Annotated in this window: 22 protein-coding genes; 7 read left to right on the top strand and 15 right to left on the bottom strand. The window is 71.2% G+C overall.

Features of this window, described 5'->3' with window-relative positions; translation table 11 throughout:
• Positions 1-145: 145 nt before the first annotated feature.
• Together V6R91_RS21290 and V6R91_RS21285 are read left to right on the top strand one after the other, a co-directional pair.
• Positions 146-1,228: a GNAT family N-acetyltransferase gene (locus V6R91_RS21290; RefSeq protein ID WP_336396920.1), complete on the top strand. Its 1,083-nt coding sequence runs from the start codon at positions 146-148 to the stop codon at positions 1,226-1,228.
• Complete coding sequence (locus tag V6R91_RS21285; RefSeq protein ID WP_336396919.1) at positions 1,221-2,321, top strand: GNAT family N-acetyltransferase; 1,101 nt, start codon at positions 1,221-1,223, stop codon at positions 2,319-2,321. The genes V6R91_RS21290 and V6R91_RS21285 overlap by 8 nt, the downstream gene beginning before the upstream one ends.
• Here V6R91_RS21285 and mutM read toward each other — a convergent pair whose 3' ends face one another.
• The 6 genes from mutM to V6R91_RS21255 form a co-directional block, all read right to left on the bottom strand.
• Positions 2,322-3,245, bottom strand: coding sequence for a bifunctional DNA-formamidopyrimidine glycosylase/DNA-(apurinic or apyrimidinic site) lyase (mutM, locus tag V6R91_RS21280; protein ID WP_336396918.1), 924 nt, complete (start codon positions 3,243-3,245; stop codon positions 2,322-2,324).
• On the bottom strand, positions 3,238-3,939 hold the full coding sequence (gene rnc, locus V6R91_RS21275) for a ribonuclease III (protein WP_336396917.1): 702 nt from the start codon (positions 3,937-3,939) through the stop codon (positions 3,238-3,240). The genes mutM and rnc overlap by 8 nt, the downstream gene beginning before the upstream one ends.
• Positions 3,940-3,954: 15 nt before the next feature.
• A complete protein-coding gene (gene rpmF / locus V6R91_RS21270) occupies positions 3,955-4,164 on the bottom strand; it encodes a 50S ribosomal protein L32 (protein ID WP_050721097.1) in 210 nt (69 codons plus the stop codon).
• 31 nt (positions 4,165-4,195) lie between these two features.
• The gene (locus V6R91_RS21265; RefSeq protein WP_336397129.1) at positions 4,196-4,732 is read right to left on the bottom strand and encodes a YceD family protein; all 537 of its coding nucleotides are present in this window, start codon (positions 4,730-4,732) and stop codon (positions 4,196-4,198) included.
• Between the two features lie 61 nt (positions 4,733-4,793).
• On the bottom strand, positions 4,794-5,291 hold the full coding sequence (coaD, locus tag V6R91_RS21260; RefSeq protein ID WP_336396916.1) for a pantetheine-phosphate adenylyltransferase: 498 nt from the start codon (positions 5,289-5,291) through the stop codon (positions 4,794-4,796).
• A 41-nt stretch (positions 5,292-5,332) separates the two neighbouring features.
• On the bottom strand, positions 5,333-7,495 hold the full coding sequence (locus tag V6R91_RS21255) for an ATP-dependent DNA helicase RecG (RefSeq protein WP_336396915.1): 2,163 nt from the start codon (positions 7,493-7,495) through the stop codon (positions 5,333-5,335).
• Between the two features lie 69 nt (positions 7,496-7,564).
• On the opposite strand from V6R91_RS21255, the gene V6R91_RS21250 reads away from it, so the two are divergent.
• A complete protein-coding gene (locus V6R91_RS21250; RefSeq protein ID WP_336396914.1) occupies positions 7,565-8,155 on the top strand; it encodes a 1-acyl-sn-glycerol-3-phosphate acyltransferase in 591 nt (196 codons plus the stop codon).
• Positions 8,152-8,715: a 16S rRNA (guanine(966)-N(2))-methyltransferase RsmD gene (gene rsmD, locus V6R91_RS21245; protein WP_336396913.1), complete on the top strand. Its 564-nt coding sequence runs from the start codon at positions 8,152-8,154 to the stop codon at positions 8,713-8,715. The genes V6R91_RS21250 and rsmD overlap by 4 nt, the downstream gene beginning before the upstream one ends.
• A 1-nt stretch (position 8,716) precedes the next feature.
• On the opposite strand, the gene thiL is transcribed toward rsmD, so the two are convergent.
• On the bottom strand, positions 8,717-9,712 hold the full coding sequence (thiL, locus tag V6R91_RS21240) for a thiamine-phosphate kinase (protein WP_336396912.1): 996 nt from the start codon (positions 9,710-9,712) through the stop codon (positions 8,717-8,719).
• 81 nt (positions 9,713-9,793) lie between these two features.
• On the opposite strand from thiL, the gene V6R91_RS21235 reads away from it, so the two are divergent.
• A complete protein-coding gene (locus V6R91_RS21235) occupies positions 9,794-10,291 on the top strand; it encodes a DUF3515 family protein (protein ID WP_336396911.1) in 498 nt (165 codons plus the stop codon).
• A gap of 12 nt (positions 10,292-10,303) precedes the next feature.
• Here the strand turns inward: V6R91_RS21235 and V6R91_RS21230 are convergent, their stop codons facing one another.
• The 8 genes from V6R91_RS21230 to V6R91_RS21195 all read right to left on the bottom strand — a co-directional run bounded on the left by V6R91_RS21230 (position 10,304) and on the right by V6R91_RS21195 (position 18,723).
• Positions 10,304-11,398, bottom strand: a complete 1,095-nt coding sequence (locus V6R91_RS21230) for a D-alanine--D-alanine ligase family protein (protein ID WP_336396910.1) — start codon at positions 11,396-11,398, stop codon at positions 10,304-10,306.
• The gene (locus V6R91_RS21225; protein ID WP_336396909.1) at positions 11,298-12,434 is read right to left on the bottom strand and encodes an NAD(P)H-dependent glycerol-3-phosphate dehydrogenase; all 1,137 of its coding nucleotides are present in this window, start codon (positions 12,432-12,434) and stop codon (positions 11,298-11,300) included. Before V6R91_RS21225 ends, V6R91_RS21230 begins: the two co-directional genes overlap by 101 nt.
• Positions 12,424-13,188 (bottom strand): lysophospholipid acyltransferase family protein, encoded by a 765-nt coding sequence (locus V6R91_RS21220; RefSeq protein ID WP_336396908.1) that lies wholly within the window; start codon positions 13,186-13,188, stop codon positions 12,424-12,426. Before V6R91_RS21220 ends, V6R91_RS21225 begins: the two co-directional genes overlap by 11 nt.
• A 3-nt stretch (positions 13,189-13,191) precedes the next feature.
• Entirely contained in the window at positions 13,192-14,574 is a 1,383-nt protein-coding gene (gene murA / locus V6R91_RS21215; RefSeq protein WP_336396907.1) for a UDP-N-acetylglucosamine 1-carboxyvinyltransferase, read from the bottom strand.
• 72 nt (positions 14,575-14,646) lie between these two features.
• Positions 14,647-15,243 carry a 3-isopropylmalate dehydratase small subunit gene (gene leuD, locus V6R91_RS21210; RefSeq protein WP_336396906.1) on the bottom strand — a complete coding sequence of 199 codons (597 nt, stop codon included), beginning with the start codon at positions 15,241-15,243 and terminating at the stop codon, positions 14,647-14,649.
• A gap of 1 nt (position 15,244) precedes the next feature.
• Positions 15,245-16,726: a 3-isopropylmalate dehydratase large subunit gene (leuC, locus tag V6R91_RS21205; protein WP_442928162.1), complete on the bottom strand. Its 1,482-nt coding sequence runs from the start codon at positions 16,724-16,726 to the stop codon at positions 15,245-15,247.
• Between the two features lie 182 nt (positions 16,727-16,908).
• The gene (locus V6R91_RS21200; RefSeq protein ID WP_336396905.1) at positions 16,909-17,640 is read right to left on the bottom strand and encodes a hypothetical protein; all 732 of its coding nucleotides are present in this window, start codon (positions 17,638-17,640) and stop codon (positions 16,909-16,911) included.
• 51 nt (positions 17,641-17,691) lie between these two features.
• Positions 17,692-18,723 (bottom strand): TerC family protein, encoded by a 1,032-nt coding sequence (locus tag V6R91_RS21195; protein ID WP_336396904.1) that lies wholly within the window; start codon positions 18,721-18,723, stop codon positions 17,692-17,694.
• A 255-nt stretch (positions 18,724-18,978) separates the two neighbouring features.
• Here V6R91_RS21195 and V6R91_RS21190 point away from each other — a divergent pair, with 255 nt between their 5' ends.
• Together V6R91_RS21190 and V6R91_RS21185 are read left to right on the top strand one after the other, a co-directional pair.
• Positions 18,979-19,536, top strand: a complete 558-nt coding sequence (locus tag V6R91_RS21190; RefSeq protein WP_442928161.1) for an RNA polymerase sigma factor — start codon at positions 18,979-18,981, stop codon at positions 19,534-19,536.
• The gene (locus V6R91_RS21185) at positions 19,533-20,729 is read left to right on the top strand and encodes a DUF4349 domain-containing protein (RefSeq protein WP_336396902.1); all 1,197 of its coding nucleotides are present in this window, start codon (positions 19,533-19,535) and stop codon (positions 20,727-20,729) included. Before V6R91_RS21190 ends, V6R91_RS21185 begins: the two co-directional genes overlap by 4 nt.
• The last annotated feature ends 33 nt before the right edge of the window (positions 20,730-20,762 follow it).

The raw sequence follows: 20,762 nt of genomic DNA, 5'->3' as shown, positions 1-20,762 counted from the left end.
CGGCCGCGCCCCCCCGCCGCCCCCCCCCGCCCCGCGCGCCCCCCCCCGGCCCCCGCCGGGGCGCCCCCCGGGTCCGCCCCCCCCCCCGGGGCGGGCGCACCCCACTCCACAGACGACCGCACCCACCACGCAAGGACGCAACGAAATGGCCACCATCACCGGGCTGGAGCTCCGGCCGCTGCTCGTACCCGAGTCCGTCGACTCCCCCGACGCCGCCGACTTCGTCGAGATGGTCCGGGTCCGCAACGAGATCTACCGCGAGATCTCGGGCCACGACGACCACCGCATCTCCGCGGAGGAGCTCCTCCCCCACTACCGGCCCACGCCGTACGAGACCCGCCTGGCATGGATCGTCGTCGATGACGGCGCCGTGATCGGCCGCATCGGCATCGACCTTCCCCACGAGGACGGCTCGCATTCGGCGTTCTGGCTCATCGAGCTGCTCCGCGCGACGTGGGGCCGCGGGATCGGCTCCGCCGCCTACGCGCTCGTCGAGCGCACGGCGCGGGAGCACGGACGCACCGTGCTGCAGTCGTGGGCCGAGCACCCTGCCGCACCGGGGCCGCAGCTCGCGCCGCCCACCGGGTTCGGCGCGATCCCCGAGGATCACATCGCGCGATTCTTCGTCCGCCACGGCTACGCGCTGGAGCAGGTGGAGCGCAACAGCGCGTTCGATCTCACCGGCTCGTTCGACGAGGTCGAGCGGCTGCTCGGCGAAGCGCAGGCCGCGTCACAGGACTATCGGGTGGTGCAGTGGTTCGCCCCGACGCCGCCGGAGTTCGCCGACGGCTACGCGTGGATGAAGTCGCGGATGTCCACCGACGCGCCCGCCGCGGCGCTCGAGTTCGACGAGGAGAAGTGGGATGCCGCCCGCATCGCCGAGCACGACGCCAAGTACACCGGGTCGGGGCGCACCATCCAGGTCACGGCAGCGCAGCACATCGCCACCGGCGAGCTGTGCGCCTTCAACGAGCTCGTCATCGGAAAGGACCGCACCGAGGCGTCTCACCAGGAGGACACCCTCGTCCTCAAGGAGCACCGCGGTCACCGGCTCGGCACGCTCGTCAAGTGCGCGGGGCTCCTGTCGTGGCGCGACGTCGCCCCGGAGTCCCGTCGCGTGATCACCTACAACGCAGAGGAGAACAGGCCCATGCTGGACATCAACGAGGCGATCGGCTTCGCGCCGATCGCGTACGTCGGAGCGTGGAAGAAGGTGCTCGATGACTGACCTGGCCGATACCGCCGTGCTGACCGTGCAGCCGATCCCCGTGCCGGAGTCGACGGAGTCCGCAGACGCACGGGTGTTCCTGGAGATGGTGCGCATCGCCAACGCGGTGTGCCTGAACGACGCCGGTCACGACTACCTGCGCGAGGAGCCCGGGGAGATGCTCGGGTTCTGGCAGGACCAGTCGGACTGGACGCAGCTGGGCTACGCCGCGCTGCGCGATGGCGACGTCATCGGCGCCGTGAAGCTGATGATCTCGAACGAGCCCGACGTGAGTGCGCTCGAGTTCGATCTCATGGTGGCCCCGCCGCACCGCGGAGCCGGTGCCGAGGAGCTGCTGCTGGCCGAGGTCGAGCGCGAGGCGCGCGAGCGCGGTCTGGCGACGATCCAGACGTGGACCCTCCACCGCCCCGGCGCAGCCGGGCCGCGGCTCGAGCCGTCGACCGGCTGGGGGTCGATCCCCGCCGACGACCCGCAGACCCGGTTCGCCGTCGACAGCGGCTTCACGCTGGAGCAGGTGGAGCGCAACAGCGTGTTCGACCTGACCGGCGACTTCACGCTCGTCGAGCGGATGCTCGGCGACGCGCTGGCCGCCGCCGGTGACGACTACCGCTCGATCCAGTGGACGTCGCCGACGCCCGCCGAGTACGTCGACGGCTTCGCCTACGCCCTCTCGCGCATGTCGACCGACGTGCCCGCGGGCGGTCTGGTGATGGACGAGCAGCACTGGGACGCCGCCCGTGTCGAGCGTCGCGACGCCCGGCTGAAGGCGCAGGGACTCACCGTCTCGGTCGCCGCCGTGCTGCATGTGCCGAGCGGGCGGATCGCCGCGTACAACGAGCTCGCCATCGGCGACGACCGCAGCGGTGCCACGCAGCAGTACGGCACGCTCGTCGTCAAAGAGCATCGCGGACACCGCCTCGGCACGATCGTGAAGTGCGCGAACCTGCTGCGCTGGCGCGAGCTCGTGCCGGAGTCACCGCGGGTCTCGACGTTCAACGCCGAGGAGAACCGCCACATGCTCGACATCAACGAGACCATCGGCTTCGTGCCGGCCTCGTATGCCGGCGCGTGGAAGAAGGTGCTCCCGCTGTGATCAGCCGGCCGCGCGACGAGGCGCCTTCTGGCAGTGCGCGCAGAAGTGGCTCGACCGGTTGGTGAACGAGACCCGGACGATCGGACGGCCGCATCGGGGGCACGGCTCCCCGGTGCGGCCGTACGCGTTGAGCGAGTGGGCGAAGTATCCGGCTTGACCGTTCACGTTGACGTACTGCGCATCGAAGCTGGTGCCGCCCTCGGCCAGCGCCTTGTCCAGCACGTGCCGCACCTCGCCGAGCAGGCGGTTCACCGCCCGCGTCGACAGGTCCCGAGCAGGGGTCTCGGGGTGGATGCGGGCCGCCCACAGGGACTCGTCCGCGTAGATGTTGCCCACGCCGCTCACGACCGTCTGATCGAGCAGCACGCGCTTGATGGCGGAGTCCTTGCGCGCGAGGACGCGGCGGAACCCGGCGTCCGAGAATGCGGGATCCAGCGGGTCGCGCGCGATGTGGGCGACCTGCGAAGGGACGGATGCCTCGGACCAGCCGTCTCCGCCCGGCGCACCGTCCGGCGTGGCGACGAGCTCGTCGATCGCCAGCGAACCGAAGGTCCGCTGGTCGGCGAACACCACAGCGAGCTCTCCGTGCGCCGGGTGCACGAGATCGAGGCGGACGCGCTCGTGACGCTCGATCGCACTGCCCGGCGGACGGAGCAGCATCTGCCCGCTCATGCCCAGATGCCCCACGACCGCCTCCGTCGCCGCGCGGCCGTCGGCCGCCGTGAGGGGCAGCCACAGGAACTTGCCGCGTCGGGCGGCGGCGGCCAGGACCCTTCCGGTCAGGCGCGCCTCGAAGTCGGCGCCGTCGCCCGGGTGCCGCGTCAGGGCGCGCTCGTCGAGCACGGTGACCCCGAGAACCAGGGCGCCCGTGACGGCGGGTGCGAGGCCGGCGCGGACGACCTCGACCTCGGGCAGCTCAGGCACGGCCGCTGAGATCGCGCCACGCGCTGAGCGCCGCGGCCATCTCAGCGTGTTTCTTGCTGGTGCCGAGGCCCTCCGCCGTCAGGTCGCCGATGACGACGGTGGCGGTGAACCGGCGGTCGTGGTCGGGGCCGGTGGAGGTGACCGCGTACGCGGGGGGCTGCATCCCGCCGCGGGCGGCGAGCTCTTGGAGCGCCGTCTTCGGGTCCATGGCGGCGCCGTACCGCTCCGGATCGGCGAGCAACGGCTCGACCAGTCGCAGCACGAGGCCGGTGGCGGCATCCGAGCCGGCGGACAGGTAGGCGGCGCCGAAGATCGCCTCCATCGTGTCGGCGAGGATCGAGTCCTTGTCGCGGCCGCCGGTGAGCACCTCGCCGCGTCCGAGGAGCAGATGCTCCCCCAAGCCGATCCCGCGCGCGATCTCGGCCAGCGCCACCGTCGACACGACGCTCGCGCGACGCTTGGCCAGCGCGCCTTCTTCGAGCTCGGGATGCCCCGTGAACAGTCGCACGGTCACGGCGAGCCCGAGCACGGAGTCGCCGAGGAACTCCAGCCGCTCGTTGTGCGGCACCTGTCCGTTCTCGTAGGCCCACGAACGGTGCGTCAGCGCCAGCGACAGAAGCTCGGGGTCGATGTCGACTCCGAGCTTCTGCGTGAGATCTGCGAGCGCGAGGCGCTCGGCAGTGACGTCGGTCACGTCAGTGCGCGACGATCAGACGTCGGCGACCTTGCGGCCCTTGTACTCGAGGAACAGCTCCGTGCCCTGCGAGTCGGTGACGACCTTCGCCTGGTGGGGACGGCTGTAGACGACCTTGCCGTTCTCGACCGTCTTGACGAGGGCGGGCGCCTCGGCCTTCCACTGCGCGCGACGCGAGCGCGTGTTCGATCGGGAGACCTTCCGCTTCGGGGGGTTGCCTGCCATGGCTTGCTCTCTTCTGTGTTCTCGATGTCGATCAGCCGCGGGCGCGCGGTGATTCGTCGTCGTTGGTCATGGTGAAGTCCTGGAGCGCGGCCCATCGTGGATCGACAGGCTCGCTCTGCTGCGATCCGGCGCTATCGGCCAGCCGCTCGCCCGTGACCGGATCGAGGCCGGGGCAATCCGGCTGACACACCGGCTGAAACGGAAGCGACAGGACGACCGCTTCCCTGACCAGAGTTTCAAGATCCACGTGGTCGTCTTGAACCTCGAAGTCAGCTTCTTCCTCCCCAGGATACGCGAAAAGCTCCTGAAACTCGACTTCGAGGGCCTCGGCGATGTCGGTGAGGCACCGGCTGCACACTCCCGTGTACTCGGTGTCGATGTCTCCGGAGGCGAGGATGCCCTCGTGGACGGACTCGAGCCGCACATCGATGGCGACCTGCTCGCCCTGGGCGACGGACACCAGCCCCTCGCCCCATCTGTCGGGCGCGGGCACCTCGAAGGAGTGCTCGCGCATCTCGCCGGGGCGGTGGGTGATGTCGCGGACAGGGAGGACGAAGGGACCCGTCACATGCTTCTTGGCCACGTCTCCCAGCCTAGCCGCGGTGCGCGCGCGTGGCCGCGCGGCCGTGTCAGATGTCGCGCGCGCCGGTGTCGAGGAACCTGGCGACAGCGCCGGGCACGAAGGGCGAGACGTCGCCGCCGAGCGAGGCGACCTGGCGCACCAGCGAGCTGGACACGAGCGCGTGTGCGGGGTCGGGGAGCAGGAACACCGTCTCGATCTGCGCGAGGTGCCTGTTCACGATCGCCATCGGGGTCTCGTACGCCACGTCGACCTGCGATCGGATGCCCTTGACCAGGACGCCGGCGCCGACATCCGTCGCATAGTCGACCAGAAGCCCCATGCTCCAGGAGGCCACCACGACGTCGCCGTCGATGTCGCTCTCGGCGATGGACTGCTCCAGGAGCGCCTGGCGCTGCGCGATGGGGAGCATCGCCTCCTTGCCCGGGTTGTGCACCACGAGCACGTGCAGCTGGTCGTACAGCATGGCCGCGCGCCGGATGACGTCGAGATGACCGAGGGTCGGCGGATCGAACGATCCCGGGACGACGGCGATCCGGCTGCTCATGCCGACCAGCCTACTGGGAGGCCGAGCAGCCCCCGGACGCGCTAGTTCTTCGCCAGAGCCGCGCGCTCGGCCATGCCGACGTTGCGCTCGAGAGCGGCCGCGAGTCCCGCGTGTTCGAGCAGCGCGGGGTCTTCGGCGATCACGTGCTCGGCCGCGACGCGCGCCTCGGCGATGATGTCGGCGTCCTTGACCACGCGCAGCAGGCGCAGCGACGACCGCGCGCCGGACTGCGCATCGCCGAGGACGTCGCCCTCTCCGCGCAGCTCCAGGTCGACCTCCGCCAGGGCGAAGCCGTCCAGCGTCGACGCGACCGCATCGACGCGCTCCCGCGCCGGCGTGCCGAGCGGCGCCTCGGTCACCAGCAGGCACAGACCAGGAACTCCCCCGCGGCCGACACGTCCGCGCAGCTGGTGGAGCTGCGAGACGCCGAACCTGTCGGCCTCGAGGATCGCCATCGTCGAGGCGTTCGGCACGTCGACGCCGACCTCGACCACGGTGGTCGCCACGAGCACGTCGACGTCGCCGCGTGCGAACGCCTGCATGACGGCGTCCTTCTCGTCGGACGGCATCCGGCCGTGGAGGATCTCGACCCGGATGCTCTCGAACGACGGATGCCGCGACAGCAGGTCGCCCACCTGGACGACGCCCCATCGCGTGCGGCTCGCCTCGCCGGCGGTGTCGCCGGGGGGCTCGTCCGCGGTGTCGTCCTTGGTCAGGGCCTCCGCGTCGATCGCCGCGCAGACGACGAAGGCCTGGTGGCCCTTCCGCACCTCTTCGGCGATGCGCTCGAAGACGCGGGCGAACCAGCCGGGATGCTCGGCGAGCGGGGCCGTGAAGGTCTCGATGCCCGCTCGGCCCGCGGGCATGGTGCGGATCGTGGAGACGTCCAGGTCGCCGAAGACCGTCATGGCGACGGTGCGGGGAATCGGCGTGGCTGTCAGGACCAGCGCGTGCGGGGACGAGCCCTTGGCGCGGAGCGACTCGCGCTGCTCGACGCCGAAGCGGTGCTGCTCGTCGACCACGACCAGGCCGAGGTCGGCGAACGTCGTGCTCTCGCTGAGCAGGGCATGCGTGCCGACGACGATGCGGGCCTGCCCGGACGCCGCGCGCAGCGCCGCCTTGCGGCGCTCCGCCGCGGGAAGCTGGCCGGTCAGCAGCGTGGGCATGAGCTCGGGGGCCAGCTGCGGGCCGAGCATGCGCGCGATCGACCGCACGTGCTGCGCCGCCAGCACCTCGGTCGGGGCGATCAGCGCGGACTGGCCGCCGCTCTGCGCGACCTGCAGCATCGCGCGCAGCGCGACGAGCGTCTTGCCCGAGCCGACCTCGCCCTGCACCAGGCGGTTCATCGGCCAGTCGCCCTGGAGGTCGCGCGCGATGTCGTCGCCGACGCTCACCTGATCGGGGGTGCGCGGGAACGGCAGCGCGGCGTCGAAGCGCTCGAGCAGCTCGCCGGGCGGGCGCTTGGTCGCCGACAGCGCCCGCACGAACTGCCGCTGCTGCAGCAGAGCGACCTGCAGCACGAACGCCTCCTGCATGCGAAGCGTCGCGCGCGCGGGTTCGATCTCGCCGAACGACGTCGGGCGGTGGATGCGCTCGATGGCGGTGCGCGCGTCGAGCAGGCCGTGGCGGGCCCGCAGGGCGTCGGGCAGGGGCTCGGGCACATCGCCGAGGCCGTCCAGCACGAGGTCGACGATCTTCTGCAGCTGCCAGCTGGCCACCGTGCTCGTAGCCGGATAGATCGGGATCGGGAGATTCGCGTTCGCCTCGGCGGTGAGGCGGGCCTGCGCCTCGTCTTCGAACAGCTCGTAGTCGGGATGCGCGAGCTGCTTGGCACCCCGGTACTCGCCGACCTTGCCGGCGAAGATGCCGCGGCGCCCCGGCCGCAGGTCCTTCACCCGCCAGGCCTGGTTGAAGAACGTCAGGGACAGGTCGCCGTTGCCGTCGCTGATGAGCACCTCGAGCAGGGTGCCGTTGCGGTTCTTCATGCGACGCTCGTTGACCCGCTTGACCTCGGCGACGATGGTCACGGGCTCGCCGACGGGCAGCGACGAGATCTGCGTCAGCTCGCCGCGGCGTGCGTAGCGGCGCGGATAGTGAACGAGCAGGTCGCCGACGGTCGACATGCCGAACGCGCGCTCGAGCGCCGCCGCGGTCTTGCCGCCGATGGCCCCGCCCAGGCGCGAGTCGAGCGCGAAGGAGGTCACCTCACGAGTCTAGATTCGGCGGCGGCCCGCTGTCGGCTCGGCCACAGCCGGAAAACGTAAGGTCGCGGGATGCTCCGACGACTCCTCTCCCGCGTCTACTGGGCCTGCAGTCGGTGGACGCTATCGACCGAGCCGGCCCCGGGCCGCCCCACCGTCCTGCTGGGTGTTCCGCACACGTCCAACTGGGACTTCGTCCTCATGCTCGGCATCGCCTGGCGGCTGGGGATGCCGGTCCGCTGGCTCGGCAAGGCGAGCCTCTTCCGCGGGTGGAGGGGACCGCTGATGCGCCGCCTCGGCGGCATCCCCGTCGACCGATCGGACCCGTCGCGGGTCGTCGCCGATGTCGTGGCGCAGATGCAGGCGGGCGAGCCCTTCGGCCTCGTCGTCACCCCCGAGGGCACCCGTGGCCCGGGCTCCTACTGGAAGTCCGGCTTCTACCGGATCGCCCGGGAGGCCCGGCTCCCGGTCACCCTCGGATACGTCGACCGCACCACGATGACGACGGGTCTCGGCCCGACCATCGCGCTCACCGGCGACGTGCGGGCCGACATGGACGTCATCCGCGCGTTCTACGCCGACAAGTCCGGGCTGCGCCCCGAGCTGCGCACCGAGCCGCGCCTCCGGGAGGAGGATTCCACCGGAGATATCGTGAGGGGATGACGCGCATCATCGCCGGCCGTGCAGGCTCGCTCGTGATCGATGTACCCGACGCGGGCACCCGGCCGACGAGCGATCGCGTGCGCGAATCCCTCTTCGGCGCCCTGGAATCGGCCGACGCGCTCCGGGGTGCCGCCGTGCTCGACCTCTACGCCGGCTCCGGCGCGCTGGGACTCGAGGCGGTGAGCCGGGGCGCGGCATCCGCCGACCTGGTCGAGAAGTCCGCGCGCGCGGCGTCGGTCGCGCAGCGCAACGCCGGTCGCGTCGCGAAGGCGGTGGGGACCGATGCCGCGATCCGCGTGCACCGCAGCTCCGCCGACGCGTTCCTGAGATCCTCTCCGCGGGCGTTCGACCTGGTGTTCCTGGACCCGCCGTACGACGTCGGAGAGACAGAGCTGGCGTCGACGCTCTCGCTGCTGCTGCCCCGCGTGTCGCCGGGCGCGGAGATCGTCATCGAGCGCGCCGCGCGCTCACCCGAGCCGACGTTGCCCCCAGGGCTCATCGCGACCCGCTCGAAGCGGTACGGCGACACCGCCCTGTGGTGGGCGACCACGCCCGGCTGAGTCAGCCGGTGCGCTCGTCCCAGTCGCGGTAGGGATCCCAGCCCGATCGTCCCTCGTACGCGAGACCGTCCACGAGAACCCCCGCCTCACCCCTCGGCTGCACCGTGCCGACGCGCCGGAACCCATGCGGCAGGTGCCGTTCGCCGGGGAACGTCGCCAGCAGCGCGTGGTCCTCGCCGCCCGAGAGCGCGTCGGCGGCGTCGGGCCCGAGCAGCGTCGACTCGAGCGCGATCGTGACACCGGATGCCGTGGCCATGCGCGAGGCGTCGAGGACGAGTCCGTCCGACACGTCCATCATCGCCGTCGCGCCCGCATCGGCGGCTTCGGGGCCGAACGGGATCGGCGGCGACGGGCGCAGCTGCGCGGCGAGGTCGGCGCGCTCGGCGGGGCTGAGCACGCTCTCGTCGACCGGGACCGGCGCCCCCGCCGCATCCGTGAACCGCTGGAACAGGACGCGGAGGCCGCGTGCTGCGCGGCCGGGATCACCGGCCACCGCCACCACGTCGCCCGGACGGGCGCCCGAGCGGCGCACCGGCTCACGTCCGGCCAGTGCGCCGAGCGCAGTGACGGCGATGGTGAGCGTGTCCGAGACGGTCAGATCGCCGCCTTCGACGCGACACCCGGGGGCCAGCTCCCGGCACGCCGCGCGCAGGCCATCGGCCAGATCGGTCACGAACGACAGACGCGTGCCCTCCGGCATCGCGAGCGCCACGAGGAGAGCCGTGGGCGTGGCGCCCATGGCCGCGATGTCGGCGAGGTTGACGGCGGCGGCCTTGAAGCCGAGGTCGTATCCGCTCGACCACGCCAGCCGGAAGTCCGGACCGTGCACCAGCGTGTCGACCGATGCGACGACGCGGCCGTCGGCGGCGGCGAGCACCGCGGCGTCGTCGCCCGGACCGACGATCGCGTCGGACGTCCCGAGGCGCTCGAGGATCCGGGCGAGGATCTGCCCCTCGCTCAGCTCGCCCACCGTCGGATCACTGCGCTCGTCGCCCACACGACCACGCTACCGTCGCGACCGCCGATCGCCGGGTACCCGCCGGCGGGGCAGAGTCGTCCCGCCGGTTAGCCTGGAGGGGTGCGTCTGCTCTCCCCCGTCCTCGCCGCTGGATTCGCCGCGGCGGCCGTGATCGGCCTGACCGGCTGCTCGACGACGGTCGATCTGCAGCCCGCGGAGCAGGCGAACGATGCCGCATGCGCCGAGGTGAGCGTGCGCCTGCCCGGCACGGTCGACGGCCAGCCCCGGCGGTGGACCGACGCCCAGGCGACCGGCGCGTGGGGTGAGCCGTCGGCGGTGCTGCTGCGGTGCGGCGTCGAGGAGCCCGGGCCGACGGAGGCGCGGTGCATCACGCTCGGCGGCGTCGACTGGATCGTCGACGAGTCGCAGGCGCCTCGCTACCTGGTCACCACCTACGGCCGGACCCCGGCGGTCGAGGTGTTCATCGACAACGAGTCGGTGTCCCCGAACGAGGCGCTGACACAGCTCGCCGAGACGGCGGTGCTGGGCGGCACGACCGTTCAGCGCGAGTGCACCCTCACCGAGGAGCTGATTCCGGACGCCACGTCCGGCGGGTGAGCCGGCCGCCGGCTACGCCCCGGCGCGCTCGAGCGCGGTGTCGATGAGTTCGGCGATGAGCTCCGGATACGACATGCCCGATGCGATCCAGCACTTCGGGAACATCGAGATCGGTGTGAAGCCCGGCATCGTGTTGAGCTCGTTGACGTACAGGCCGTCCTCCGCCAGGAAGAAGTCGACGCGCGCGAGGCCCTTGCCGTCGACCGCTTCGAAGGCACGGACGCCGAGCTCCTGGATCCGCGCGATCTCATCGGCGGAGAGGTCCGCGGGACACACCACGTCTGCGCCGTCTCCTCCGAGGTACTTGCCCTCGAAGTCGTAGAACTCGCGGGTGGTGAGCACGATCTCTCCGGGAAGCGAGGCGCGCGCAGCCGCGCCGTCACGGCCCTCCAGGATCGCGACCTCGACCTCGCGCCCGACGATGGCGGCCTCGATGAGCACCTTGTCGTCCTCGGCGAACGCCAGGGCAAGCGCCGCGTCCAGCTCGGACGCGTCATGCACCTTCGAGACGCCGACGCTCGACCCCGCGCGCGCGGGCTTGACGAACGTGGGCTCGCCCAGAGCCGCGGCATCCGACCGCACTCCCTCCGGGTCGCGCTCCCACCGCGCGCGGCTGATCGTCACCGACGGCGAGACCGGCACCCCCGCCGCCGCGAGCACGATCTTCATGAAGTGCTTGTCCATGCACAGCGCGGAGTCCAGGACACCGCCGCCGGCGTACGGGATGCCGAGGGTGTCGAAGAAGCCCTGCACCGTGCCGTCCTCGCCATGGAGGCCGTGGAGGATCGGGAGGACCACGTCGACGTCGCCGAGCTCGTCCACCGCTCCGTCCGCGCGGCGCACGCGCAGCACGCGGTCGCCGCCGCCTTCCGGCCACACCACGCGCGTGCCGTTGTCGGCGACCTCGGGAAGACGGTCGGCGTCCAGGGCGAACTTGTCGGGGTCGTCGTCCTCGAGGACGAACACCCCGTCACGGGTGATCCCGATCGGGATCACCCGGTAGCGGTCACGATCGATCGCCCGCAGCACCCCGCCCGCCGTTGCGGAACTGATCGAGTGCTCGCTGGATCGACCGCCAAAGAGCACCGCCACCGCCGGCTTGTCCATTCGTCGTCCTCTCGCCCTGGGGGGTGTCGTCGTCGGTCGTCAGGTGCGGCGCGATGTCGCGGGGGTTCATGGTGCCGTCCAGCACCATCTTGACCTGCTCGACGATGGGCATCTGCACACCCACCTCGCGCGCCAGCTGAAGGATGGGGGCGACGGATGCCAGCCCCTCCGCGGTCTGATTCATCTGCTTGACGACGTCGTCGAAGCGGTAGCCCTGTCCGAGCAGGCGCCCGGCGGTGTTGTTGCGGCTGAGCGGAGACTGGCACGTCGCGATGAGGTCGCCGAGGCCCGCGAGGCCCTGCAGCGTCTCCGCCTGGGCGCCGAAGGCGACCGCGAAGTCGGTCATCTCGACCAGCCCGCGCGTGATGATGGACGCCTTCGTGTTCTCGCCGTACCCCACGCCGTCGACGATGCCGATCGCCACGGCGATGAGGTTCTTCAGCACGCCGCCGAACTCGGTCCCGATGACGTCGGTGTTCACGAACGTCCGGAAGTACCGGTTGCGCGCGAGACGCGCCACCGCCTCGGCCGTCTCCTGGCTCGTCGAGGAGATGACGGCCGCCGTGGGCTGCTCGCGGGCGATCTCGAGCGCGAGGTTGGGCCCGGAGGCCACCGCGATGCGCGCGGGGTCGCAGTGCAGCTCCTGCTCGATCACCTGGCTCATCCGCAGGCCCGTGCGACGCTCGACGCCCTTCATGAGCGACACGATGGGCGCGTCGGACTGCGTGATCAGCGGTCGCACGGCCTTGAGGTTCTGGCGCACCGCCTGGCTGGGGATCGAGAGGTAGACCTGGTCGGCGCCCTCGAGCGCCTCCGACAGGTGGTGCGTGGCCTGCATCGACCGGGGCAGGTTGATCCCCGGGAGGTACTCGCTGTTGCGCTTGGCCTCCTGGATCTCGCTCGCCAGCTCCGGACGGCGGGCCCACATGGTGACGTGCGCGCCGCCGTCGGCCAGGATCTTGCCGAACGTCGTGCCCCAGCTTCCCGCGCCCACCACGGCGACGCGCGGGCGGGCGGCGTCGTGCCTACGACTCAAGGCGACCGGTCTCCTTCTGCCCGTGATCGGCCGGATTCCATCGCTCGGCCGGTGCGGGCTCGCCGCGCAGCTGCGAGAGCAGCCCCGCGATGTCGGCCATGACGACGTCGGTCGCCTCGACGAGCGCGCTCTGCGACGACGCTCGCCCGGCGTACGCCGACAGGTCGACGGGATCGCCCACGATCACGCGCACGCGCCGGCGGAGCGGCCAGAGCTTCAGCTTGCCGTACCGGGGCATCACCTGCTGGGCTCCCCATTGCGCCATCGGGATGACGGGGATGCCCCCGCCCAGTGCCAGGCGCACCGCACCCGTCTTCCCCCGCATGGGCCACAGATCCGGGTCGCGGGTGAGCGAGCCCTCGGGGTAGACGATGACGCCCCGCCCGTTGCGGGCCAGCGTCTCGGAGGCTGCGAGCGTCGCCCGTGCGGCGGTGGCGGACGTGGTGCGGGCGACGGGGATCATCCCGGTCGCACGCAGGATCCACCCCAGCACCGGCACGCGGAAGAGGCTCTCCTTCGCCATGAACCGCGGCGCGCGTCCCATCCGCCATACCGCGAGGGCGACGACGAGCGGGTCGATCTCACTCACGTGGTTCGGCGCGACCACGTACGCGCCGTCTCGCGGCAGCTTCTCGGAGCCCTCGACCTCGACCTTGAACACCAGGCTCACGAGCGGCACGACGATGGCGGCCAGGGGCCAGAAGATGCTGGGTCGCGTCTTCTCCGCGGACGCGCGCGGACGATGGGTCGCCACGGACTATCCGATGACGTCGAAGTCGGCGCCCAGCATGTCGAGCTTGGCGAAGAACTTCTCGTAGCCGCGGCGGATGATGCCGACGTTGCGGACGATCGACTCGCCCTCGGCCGCGAGGGCGGCGATGACGTAGCTGTAGCCGCCCCGCAGGTCGGGAACGACGACGTCGGCGCCGTGCAGCGGAGTCGGACCGTTGATGACGGCCGCCTGCTCGAGGGCACGACGCGGGACGCGTCGGCCCTGCGAGTCCAGACCGCTCGCGTGCACGACGATGTCGGCGCCCATCTGGTTCAGCGCGTCGGTGAAGCCGAGCCGGTTCTCGTAGACGGTCTCGTGCACGATCGAGGTGCCCTCGGCCTGCGTCAGAGCCACGATGAGCGGCTGCTGCCAGTCGGTCATGAAGCCCGGGTGGACGTCCGTCTCGACCATGACGGCCTTGAGCGCACCGCCGCGGCGGAACTGGATGCCGTCCTCGCGCACGTCGAACCAGCCGCCGGCCTTGCGGAAGACGTTGAGGAACGTCAGCATCTCCTGCTGCCGCGCACCGCCGACGAAGATGTCGCCGTCCGTCGCCAGCGCCGCGCAGGCCCACGAGGCTGCCTCGTTGCGGTCGAAGATCGCGCGGTGGTCGTAGCCGCGCAGCGAGTCGACGCCCTCGATGAAGATGACGCGGTTCGGCTCGTACGAGATGATGGCGCCCATCTTCTGCAGCACGGCGATGAGATCCATGATCTCGGGCTCGATGGCGGCGTTCCGCAGCTCGGTGACGCCCTTCGCGCGGACGGCCGTGAGCAGCACCTGCTCGGTCGCCCCGACGCTGGGATACGGCAGCTCGATGTTCGCGCCGTGGAGCCCGTCGGGTGCCGTGATCCGGATGCCCTCGTAGCTCTTGTCGACGACGGCGCCGAACGCGCGCAGCGCGTCCATGTGGAAGTTGATCGGCCGGTCGCCGATGCGGCACCCGCCGAGGTCGGGGATGAGGGCCTCGCCGAGCAGGTGCAGCAGCGGGCCGCAGAACAGGATCGGGATGCGGGATGCCCCGGCGTGCGCGTCGATCTCCTCGAAGTGGGCAGCGACCGCACCGCTGGGGTCGAGGTGGATCGTCCCCTCCTCCTCGCCGTCCCACACGCGGACGCCGTGGACCTCCAGGAGCGATCGGACCACCTGGACGTCGCTGATGTCGGGCACGTCGCGCAGGATGCTCGTGGTGTCGCCCAGAAGGGCGGCGACCATCGCCTTGGTGACGAGGTTCTTGGCGCCCTTGACCTCGACGCGGCCCGTGAGCGGGCGTCCGCCCCGGATCGCGAGGACCTCACCCGTCACTTCCTGCTCCCCCGTCTTCGCGGCTGCGCTCTCGCCTGCGGCGACATTCAGAAGCGGCTTCATCCGATGATCCTCACTTGGTTGCTCGAGGGTGTCTGCGGCGGTCGGGCGCCCTGGTGGGGCATCCGACCCGGCTTACGGAACGGGAAGCGTCCGCGGCCGCCACGCCTCTCGGCGAGCCTCGAACTGCGAGATCGCGTCTTCGTTGCGCAGCGTGAGCCCGATGTCGTCGAGCCCTTCGAGAAGCCGCCACCTAGTGTAATCATCGATCTCGAAAGGGACCTCCAGCGTGCCGATCGACGCGGTGCGCGCCTCGAGGTCGACCGTCATGCTGACGCCCGGGTCCGCCTCGATGGCAGCCCACGCGGCCTCGAGGTCAGCCTCCGAGATCACGCCCGCGACCAGGCCCTGCTTGCCGGCGTTGCCGCGGAAGATGTCGGCGAAACGAGGGCTCAGCACGACCTTGAAGCCGAAGTCCCGCAGCGCCCACACCGCGTGCTCACGGCTGGAGCCGGTGCCGAAGTCGGGGCCGGCCACGAGGATGCTGGCGCCGGCGTACGCCGGCCGGTTGAGCACGAACTCGGGGTCCTGGCGCCAGCTGGCGAACAGGGCGTCCTCGAAGCCGGTCTTGGTGACCCGCTTGAGGTAGACGGCGGGGATGATCTGGTCCGTGTCGACCGCGGAGCGGCGCAGCGGCGCCGCGATCCCGGTGTGCGTCGTGAACTTCTCCATGTCAGGCCTCCGTGCTCTCGGCGCCGGCCGCGACGGGCGCGGGAAGATCGCTCGGGCTCGCGAGGCGCCCCAGGACCGCGGTCGCCGCGGCCACCAGCGGCGAGACGAGGTGCGTCCGCCCGCCCTTGCCCTGGCGGCCCTCGAAGTTGCGGTTGCTCGTGGACGCGCAGCGCTCCCCCGGGGCGAGCTGATCGGGATTCATGCCCAGGCACATCGAGCACCCGGCGAAGCGCCATTCCGCCCCGAAGTCCTCGAAGACCTTGTCGAGTCCTTCGGCCTCCGCCTCCAGGCGGACGCGCGCGGACCCCGGCACCACCATGACGCGGACCCCGTCGGCCTTCTTGCGGCCCTCGATGATCGACGCGAACGCGCGGAGGTCCTCGATGCGGCTGTTCGTGCAGGAGCCCATGAAGACGGCGTCGACCGGCACCTGCTTCAGCGGCGTGCCCGGCGTCAGATCCATGTACTCCAGCGCGCGCTCCGCGGCGGCGCGCTCGTTCGGGTCGGCGAAGTCGTCGGGCGAGGGCACCGCGTCGCTCAGCGACACGCCCTGCCCGGGGTTCGTGCCCCATGTGACGAACGGCTCGAGCTCGTTCGCGTCGAGGAAGACCTCGGCGTCGTAGACGGCGCCCTCATCGCTGGGGAGCGTGCGCCAGTAGGCGACGGCGTCGTCCCAGTCCTCGCCCTTCGGGGCGTGTGCACGGCCCTCCAGGTAGGCGAACGTCGTCTCGTCGGGGGCGACCATGCCGGCGCGCGCACCCGCCTCGATCGACATGTTGCAGATCGTCATGCGGCCTTCCATCGACAGCGACCGGATGGCGCTGCCGCGGAACTCCAGCACGTAGCCCTGCCCGCCGTTGGTGCCGATCTTGGCGATGACGGCGAGGATGATGTCCTTCGCCGTGACGCCGGGCTTCAGCTCGCCCTCGACCGTGATCGCCATCGTCTTGAACGGCTTCAGGGGCAGCGTCTGCGTTGCCAGCACGTGCTCGACCTCGCTCGTGCCGATGCCGAAGGCCATCGCACCGAAGGCGCCGTGCGTGGAGGTGTGCGAGTCGCCGCAGACCACGGTGATGCCCGGCATGGTGAGGCCGAGCTGGGGACCGACGACGTGGACGATGCCCTGCTCCTTGTCGCCGAGCGAGTGCAGGCGCACCCCGAACTCGGCGGCGTTGCGGCGGAGCGTCTCGATCTGGGTGCGGCTGGTCAGGTCGGCGATCGGCTTGTCGATGTCGAGCGTCGGGGTGTTGTGGTCCTCGGTCGCGATCGTGAGGTCGAGCCGGCGCACGGGCCGGCCCTCGGCTCGCAGTCCGTCGAAGGCCTGCGGGCTGGTCACCTCGTGGACGAGGTGCAGGTCGATGTAGATCAGATCCGGTTGATCGTCATCGCCTCGGACGACGACGTGGTCGTCCCAGACCTTCTCGGCCAGCGTGCGAGGACGCTCGGGGATGTCGGCGATACGGGACGCATCGGTCATGCTCATTGCTCTGTCGTTCTCCTCTGGGGACTGTGCCCGCATGGGGTGGGGCCCGCGACGAACTCCGCGACGAGGGAGGCCTGGGAACTAGGACTCGTCGCGGCCGCTAAGGAGAAGGCGAGCGATCCGCACGTGCCCAGGGTACCACCGCCGCGCCGCCGACCCGCCCGGCGGCGTCACGGGAGTCGTCATGGGGCGGGCGGCACGGCGGGGACCGCACCCTCGTGGATCCAGACGTCGACGGCGTCGCCGTGCTTCATGAAGCGCACCACCGTGCCGGTGGGGAAGCGGTCCACCCACTCCTCATTCCACTCCACGGGGACGTCGTAGATCTCGGCGATCGGCTCGGCGGGCGCGGGGGCGCAGCCGATCGCGAGCAGCTCGTCGCTGGCGGGCTCGAAGATCAGCAGACAGGTGCTGCCGAACGTGCTCTGCGCCGACCAGACCTCCAGCCCCAGGACCGGCTCGAACGCGCGCAGCGTCGACTTCATGACCAGCTGGCGGCGCGCATAGTCCGCCAGGCGCAGCACCTGTTCGCTCGGTGCGGCATCCGTCCGCTGCAGCGTCGCGTCCGGACGCGGCGCCGTCCACCACATCCAGCCCAGGACCGCGAGGACGGCCGCGAGCGTCATCGCCGCGCCCGCCGCGAGGGCACCGCCGCGGGTCCGGCGCCACCAGGCGCGCGCATCGGGGCCGCGCAGGTCGCCGGATGACGCGGACGGGGGCTCGGCGCCGCGGGTGAGCGGCTCCGGCTCGTGGCCGGCCGAGGTCGCCGTCGCGTGCAGCAGCTCGAGCTCGGCCAGACGCGCCAGAGCCGCGGGGTCGGAGTCGATGTCGGCGTCGACGCCGTAGGCGCGCGTCCTCAGGGCGGACAGCTCCGCCTCGAGTGCCCCCTCACGGGGGATCCCCCCGCTGCCCATGGACGCAGTATCGCACCGCGTCCACGGGCGGGCAACGGGGTCGGCGGGCGGTCAGCCGTGGTTGTCGCTCGCGCGCGGAGCCGGGGCATCTTCGACCGCACGCCGCCGCTCGCGCGCCGAGGCCACCAGGCTCGCCACGGTCGCGACGGCCATCGACAGCACGATCACGGCCAGCGACATCCAGGTCGAGATCTCGGGAGCCCACTCGATGTGCTCGCCGTTGTTGATGAACGGCAGCTCGTTGACGTGCATGGCGTGGAAGACGAGCTTGAGGCCGATGAAGGCGAGGATGAAGGCGATGCCGTAGTGGAGGTAGCGCAGCCGGTCCAGGAGGTCCCCGAGGAGGAAGTACAGCTGCCGCAGGCCCATGAGGGCGAAGATGTTCGCGGTGAAGACGATGAACGCGCTCTGCGTGATGCCGAAGATCGCCGGGATCGAGTCGATCGCGAACAGCAGGTCGGTCACGCCGATCGCCGCGAAGACGATGATCATCGGCGTCCACATCTTCTTGCCGTCGACGACGGTGCGGATCTTCGCCCCGTCGTAGTGGTCGCTGATGTCGATGGTGCGGCGCAGCATGCGGACGACGAACGCCTCCTGCTTGACCTCGTCGTCGTGGGCGCCGCCGGGGAACGCCTGACGCCAGGCGGTCCAGACGAGGAACGCGCCGAAGATGTAGAACACCCAGCTGAACTGCTCGATGACGGCGGCCCCCACGAGGATGAAGATCCCGCGGAGGACGAGGGCGATGATGATGCCGACCATCAGGACTTCCTGCTGGTAGCGGCGCGGCACCGCGAACTGGCTCATGATGAGCACGAAGACGAAGAGGTTGTCGATCGAGAGGCTGTACTCGGTCAGCCATCCGGCGACGAACTGCCCGGCGTACTCGGGCCCGGCGATGACCCACATGACGCCCGCGAAGAGGAGGGCGAGGGTCACGTAGAAGATCACCCACAGCGTCGACTCACGGGTCGACGGGATGTGCGGCCGCTTCAGGATGAGCAGGAGGTCCGCCAGGAGGATGAGCGAGAGGATCACGAGGGATCCGATCTCGAACCACAGGGGGAGAACGAGGTCCATTCAGGGCCTTTCCGAACGGGAGGGGAAGAAGACGAGGGGTCGGTCGACGCCGAAAGTCTCTCCCCCGCCGGCCGCCTGGCCCGCGGTGCGCACCCGGGGTCGCACTGTCGGGACCCGTGATGACGGATGCGCGATGACGGGATACTCCCTCTCGCTCGCCCAAGGATACAGCCTGACGAGGGGCTCTCCCCCGCGGGCGAGACGATCCGACCGGTGCGGACACTGACACGGTGAGAGACAATGCGGAGGATGGGGATGGAAGGCGAGATTCCGGCCGGCGACGCCGAGCTCGTGGCGCTGGCCGCGGGTGGGAGCGAGCGCGCATTCCGCGCGCTGTACCGCGCCTATGTGCGTCCGGTGTACTGGCTCGCACACGGTCTGGTCGGCAACCCCGCCGATGCCGAGGAGGTCACGCAGGAGACGTTCCTCGTCGCCTGGCGGAAACTGCCGGGCTTCGACCTCGCGGGCGAGTCGCTGCTGCCGTGGCTCGCGACCATCTGCCGATTCCAGTCCGCCAACCGCGTCCGACGGCAGCGGCGCGACCGCGAGCACACCGCGGCGCCCGCTGACGAGAGCCTGCCGGCGACGGTGGACGTCGAGCAGCAGGTGATCGACGAGCGGCTCGCCGAGGCGATCCTGAAGGAGGTCGCCGGCCTCGGCGAGCTCGACCGCGCGATCTTCCGGCTCTGCGCCACGGAGGGTTACGCGTATCAGGCTGCCGCCGACGAGCTCGGGGTCGCGCACGGTGTGGTCCGCAATCGTCTCTCCCGCATCCGCACCCGACTGCGGACTGTCGTGAAGGAGAGCACATGAGCACCCAGCACCCGGCCGCCGGCACCCCGGCGCCCCTCCCCGAACTGAGCGACGAGCGCATCGACGAGATCGAGGACGCGCTCTTCTCCGACATCGCCCGCGAGCGATCCCAGCGCTCGGCGCGCGGTCGCCGCCGGAGCCGGCTGTGGGTGGCGGGCGGCGCCGCGGCCGCGGTCATCGTCGTCGCGGCGGTGATCGCGCCGTCGGTGGGTCAGCTCGTGGGCGGCGCCGGCGGCGCCTCGGACCAGTCCGCGGTCGCTCCGCTCGCCCCCGCCGACTCCGACGGCGGCGGCGCGGCATACGACGCCCCCGCGGAGGAGTCGCGCGGGCCGGAAGGGCTCACCACTGCGCCGGGCGGCTCCGACGATGCCTCCGGCGTCGCGCAGTCCGAGCGCGACATCATCACCACGGCGACGGCCACCGTCGAGGTCGACGATGCCGATGCCGCCGCGCGGTCCATCGGCAATTCGGCGGTCGCCCACGGCGGCTACGTCGAGTCGATGAGCGTGGGCCGTGACGGCAGCGTCCAGCCCCTCGATCCCATGGAAGGCGGGGTCGTCTACGACAGCTCGTATCCGTACCCTTATCCGGTGCCGACCGACGGAGCGTGGATCACCGTCCGGGTGCCCGCCGACGAGCTGGCGAGCGTCATCGGCGAGCTGGACGATGTCGGCGAGGTGACCGCGTCGAGCGTCGATCGCCAGGACGTCACGGAGCAGACGGTCGACCTGCAGGCGCGCATCGACGCGGCGCAGGCCTCCGTCGATCGCCTCACCGACCTCATGGCGCAGGCGGAGACGGTCGCCGACCTCCTCACCGCGGAGTCCGCCCTTTCGGAGCGCCAGGCGCAGCTGGAGTCGTACCAGCAGCAGCTCGAGATGCTGGACGACCAGGTCGCCATGTCCACGCTGTCGGTGACGGTGGTGCCCGAGGTCGACATCGTCGCCGCAGACCCCGCCGGCTTCGGCGACGGGCTCGCGGCCGGGTGGAACGGGCTCGTCGCGACGCTGAACGGCATCGTCGTGGCCATCGGGTTCCTGATCCCGTGGCTGGCCGTCGCCGCGTTCGCGGCGCTCCTCGTCTGGGGCATCGTGCGCCTGGTCCGCGGCCGGCGGAGGCAGTCGCGCACCGCCGACGGGTCGACCCCGACGCCGGCATCCGCGGCGGAGGCGCACGAGGATCGCCCGCTGTGACACGCCCGCGTCAGCCCGACTGAAGCGATGATG

It is taken from the genome of Microbacterium sp. CCNWLW41, assembly GCF_037083505.1.
This window is presented reverse-complemented; position numbering and strand designations above follow the sequence as displayed.

Bases quoted from the DNA above. Each gene is read 5' to 3' on its own strand.
- leuC (WP_442928162.1), bottom strand. From the start codon at position 16,726: ATGAGCATGACCGATGCGTCCCGTATCGCCGACATCCCCGAGCGTCCT.
- V6R91_RS21290 (WP_336396920.1), top strand. From the start codon at position 146: ATGGCCACCATCACCGGGCTGGAGCTCCGGCCGCTGCTCGTACCCGAG.
- V6R91_RS21190 (WP_442928161.1), top strand. From the start codon at position 18,979: ATGGAAGGCGAGATTCCGGCCGGCGACGCCGAGCTCGTGGCGCTGGCC.
- rsmD (WP_336396913.1), top strand. From the start codon at position 8,152: ATGACGCGCATCATCGCCGGCCGTGCAGGCTCGCTCGTGATCGATGTA.
- leuD (WP_336396906.1), bottom strand. From the start codon at position 15,243: ATGGAGAAGTTCACGACGCACACCGGGATCGCGGCGCCGCTGCGCCGC.
- V6R91_RS21230 (WP_336396910.1), bottom strand. From the start codon at position 11,398: ATGGACAAGCCGGCGGTGGCGGTGCTCTTTGGCGGTCGATCCAGCGAG.
- rpmF (WP_050721097.1), bottom strand. From the start codon at position 4,164: ATGGCAGGCAACCCCCCGAAGCGGAAGGTCTCCCGATCGAACACGCGC.
- V6R91_RS21200 (WP_336396905.1), bottom strand. From the start codon at position 17,640: ATGGGCAGCGGGGGGATCCCCCGTGAGGGGGCACTCGAGGCGGAGCTG.
- murA (WP_336396907.1), bottom strand. From the start codon at position 14,574: ATGAAGCCGCTTCTGAATGTCGCCGCAGGCGAGAGCGCAGCCGCGAAG.
- coaD (WP_336396916.1), bottom strand. From the start codon at position 5,291: ATGAGCAGCCGGATCGCCGTCGTCCCGGGATCGTTCGATCCGCCGACC.
- V6R91_RS21285 (WP_336396919.1), top strand. From the start codon at position 1,221: ATGACTGACCTGGCCGATACCGCCGTGCTGACCGTGCAGCCGATCCCC.
- V6R91_RS21195 (WP_336396904.1), bottom strand. From the start codon at position 18,723: ATGGACCTCGTTCTCCCCCTGTGGTTCGAGATCGGATCCCTCGTGATC.
- V6R91_RS21185 (WP_336396902.1), top strand. From the start codon at position 19,533: ATGAGCACCCAGCACCCGGCCGCCGGCACCCCGGCGCCCCTCCCCGAA.
- V6R91_RS21250 (WP_336396914.1), top strand. From the start codon at position 7,565: ATGCTCCGACGACTCCTCTCCCGCGTCTACTGGGCCTGCAGTCGGTGG.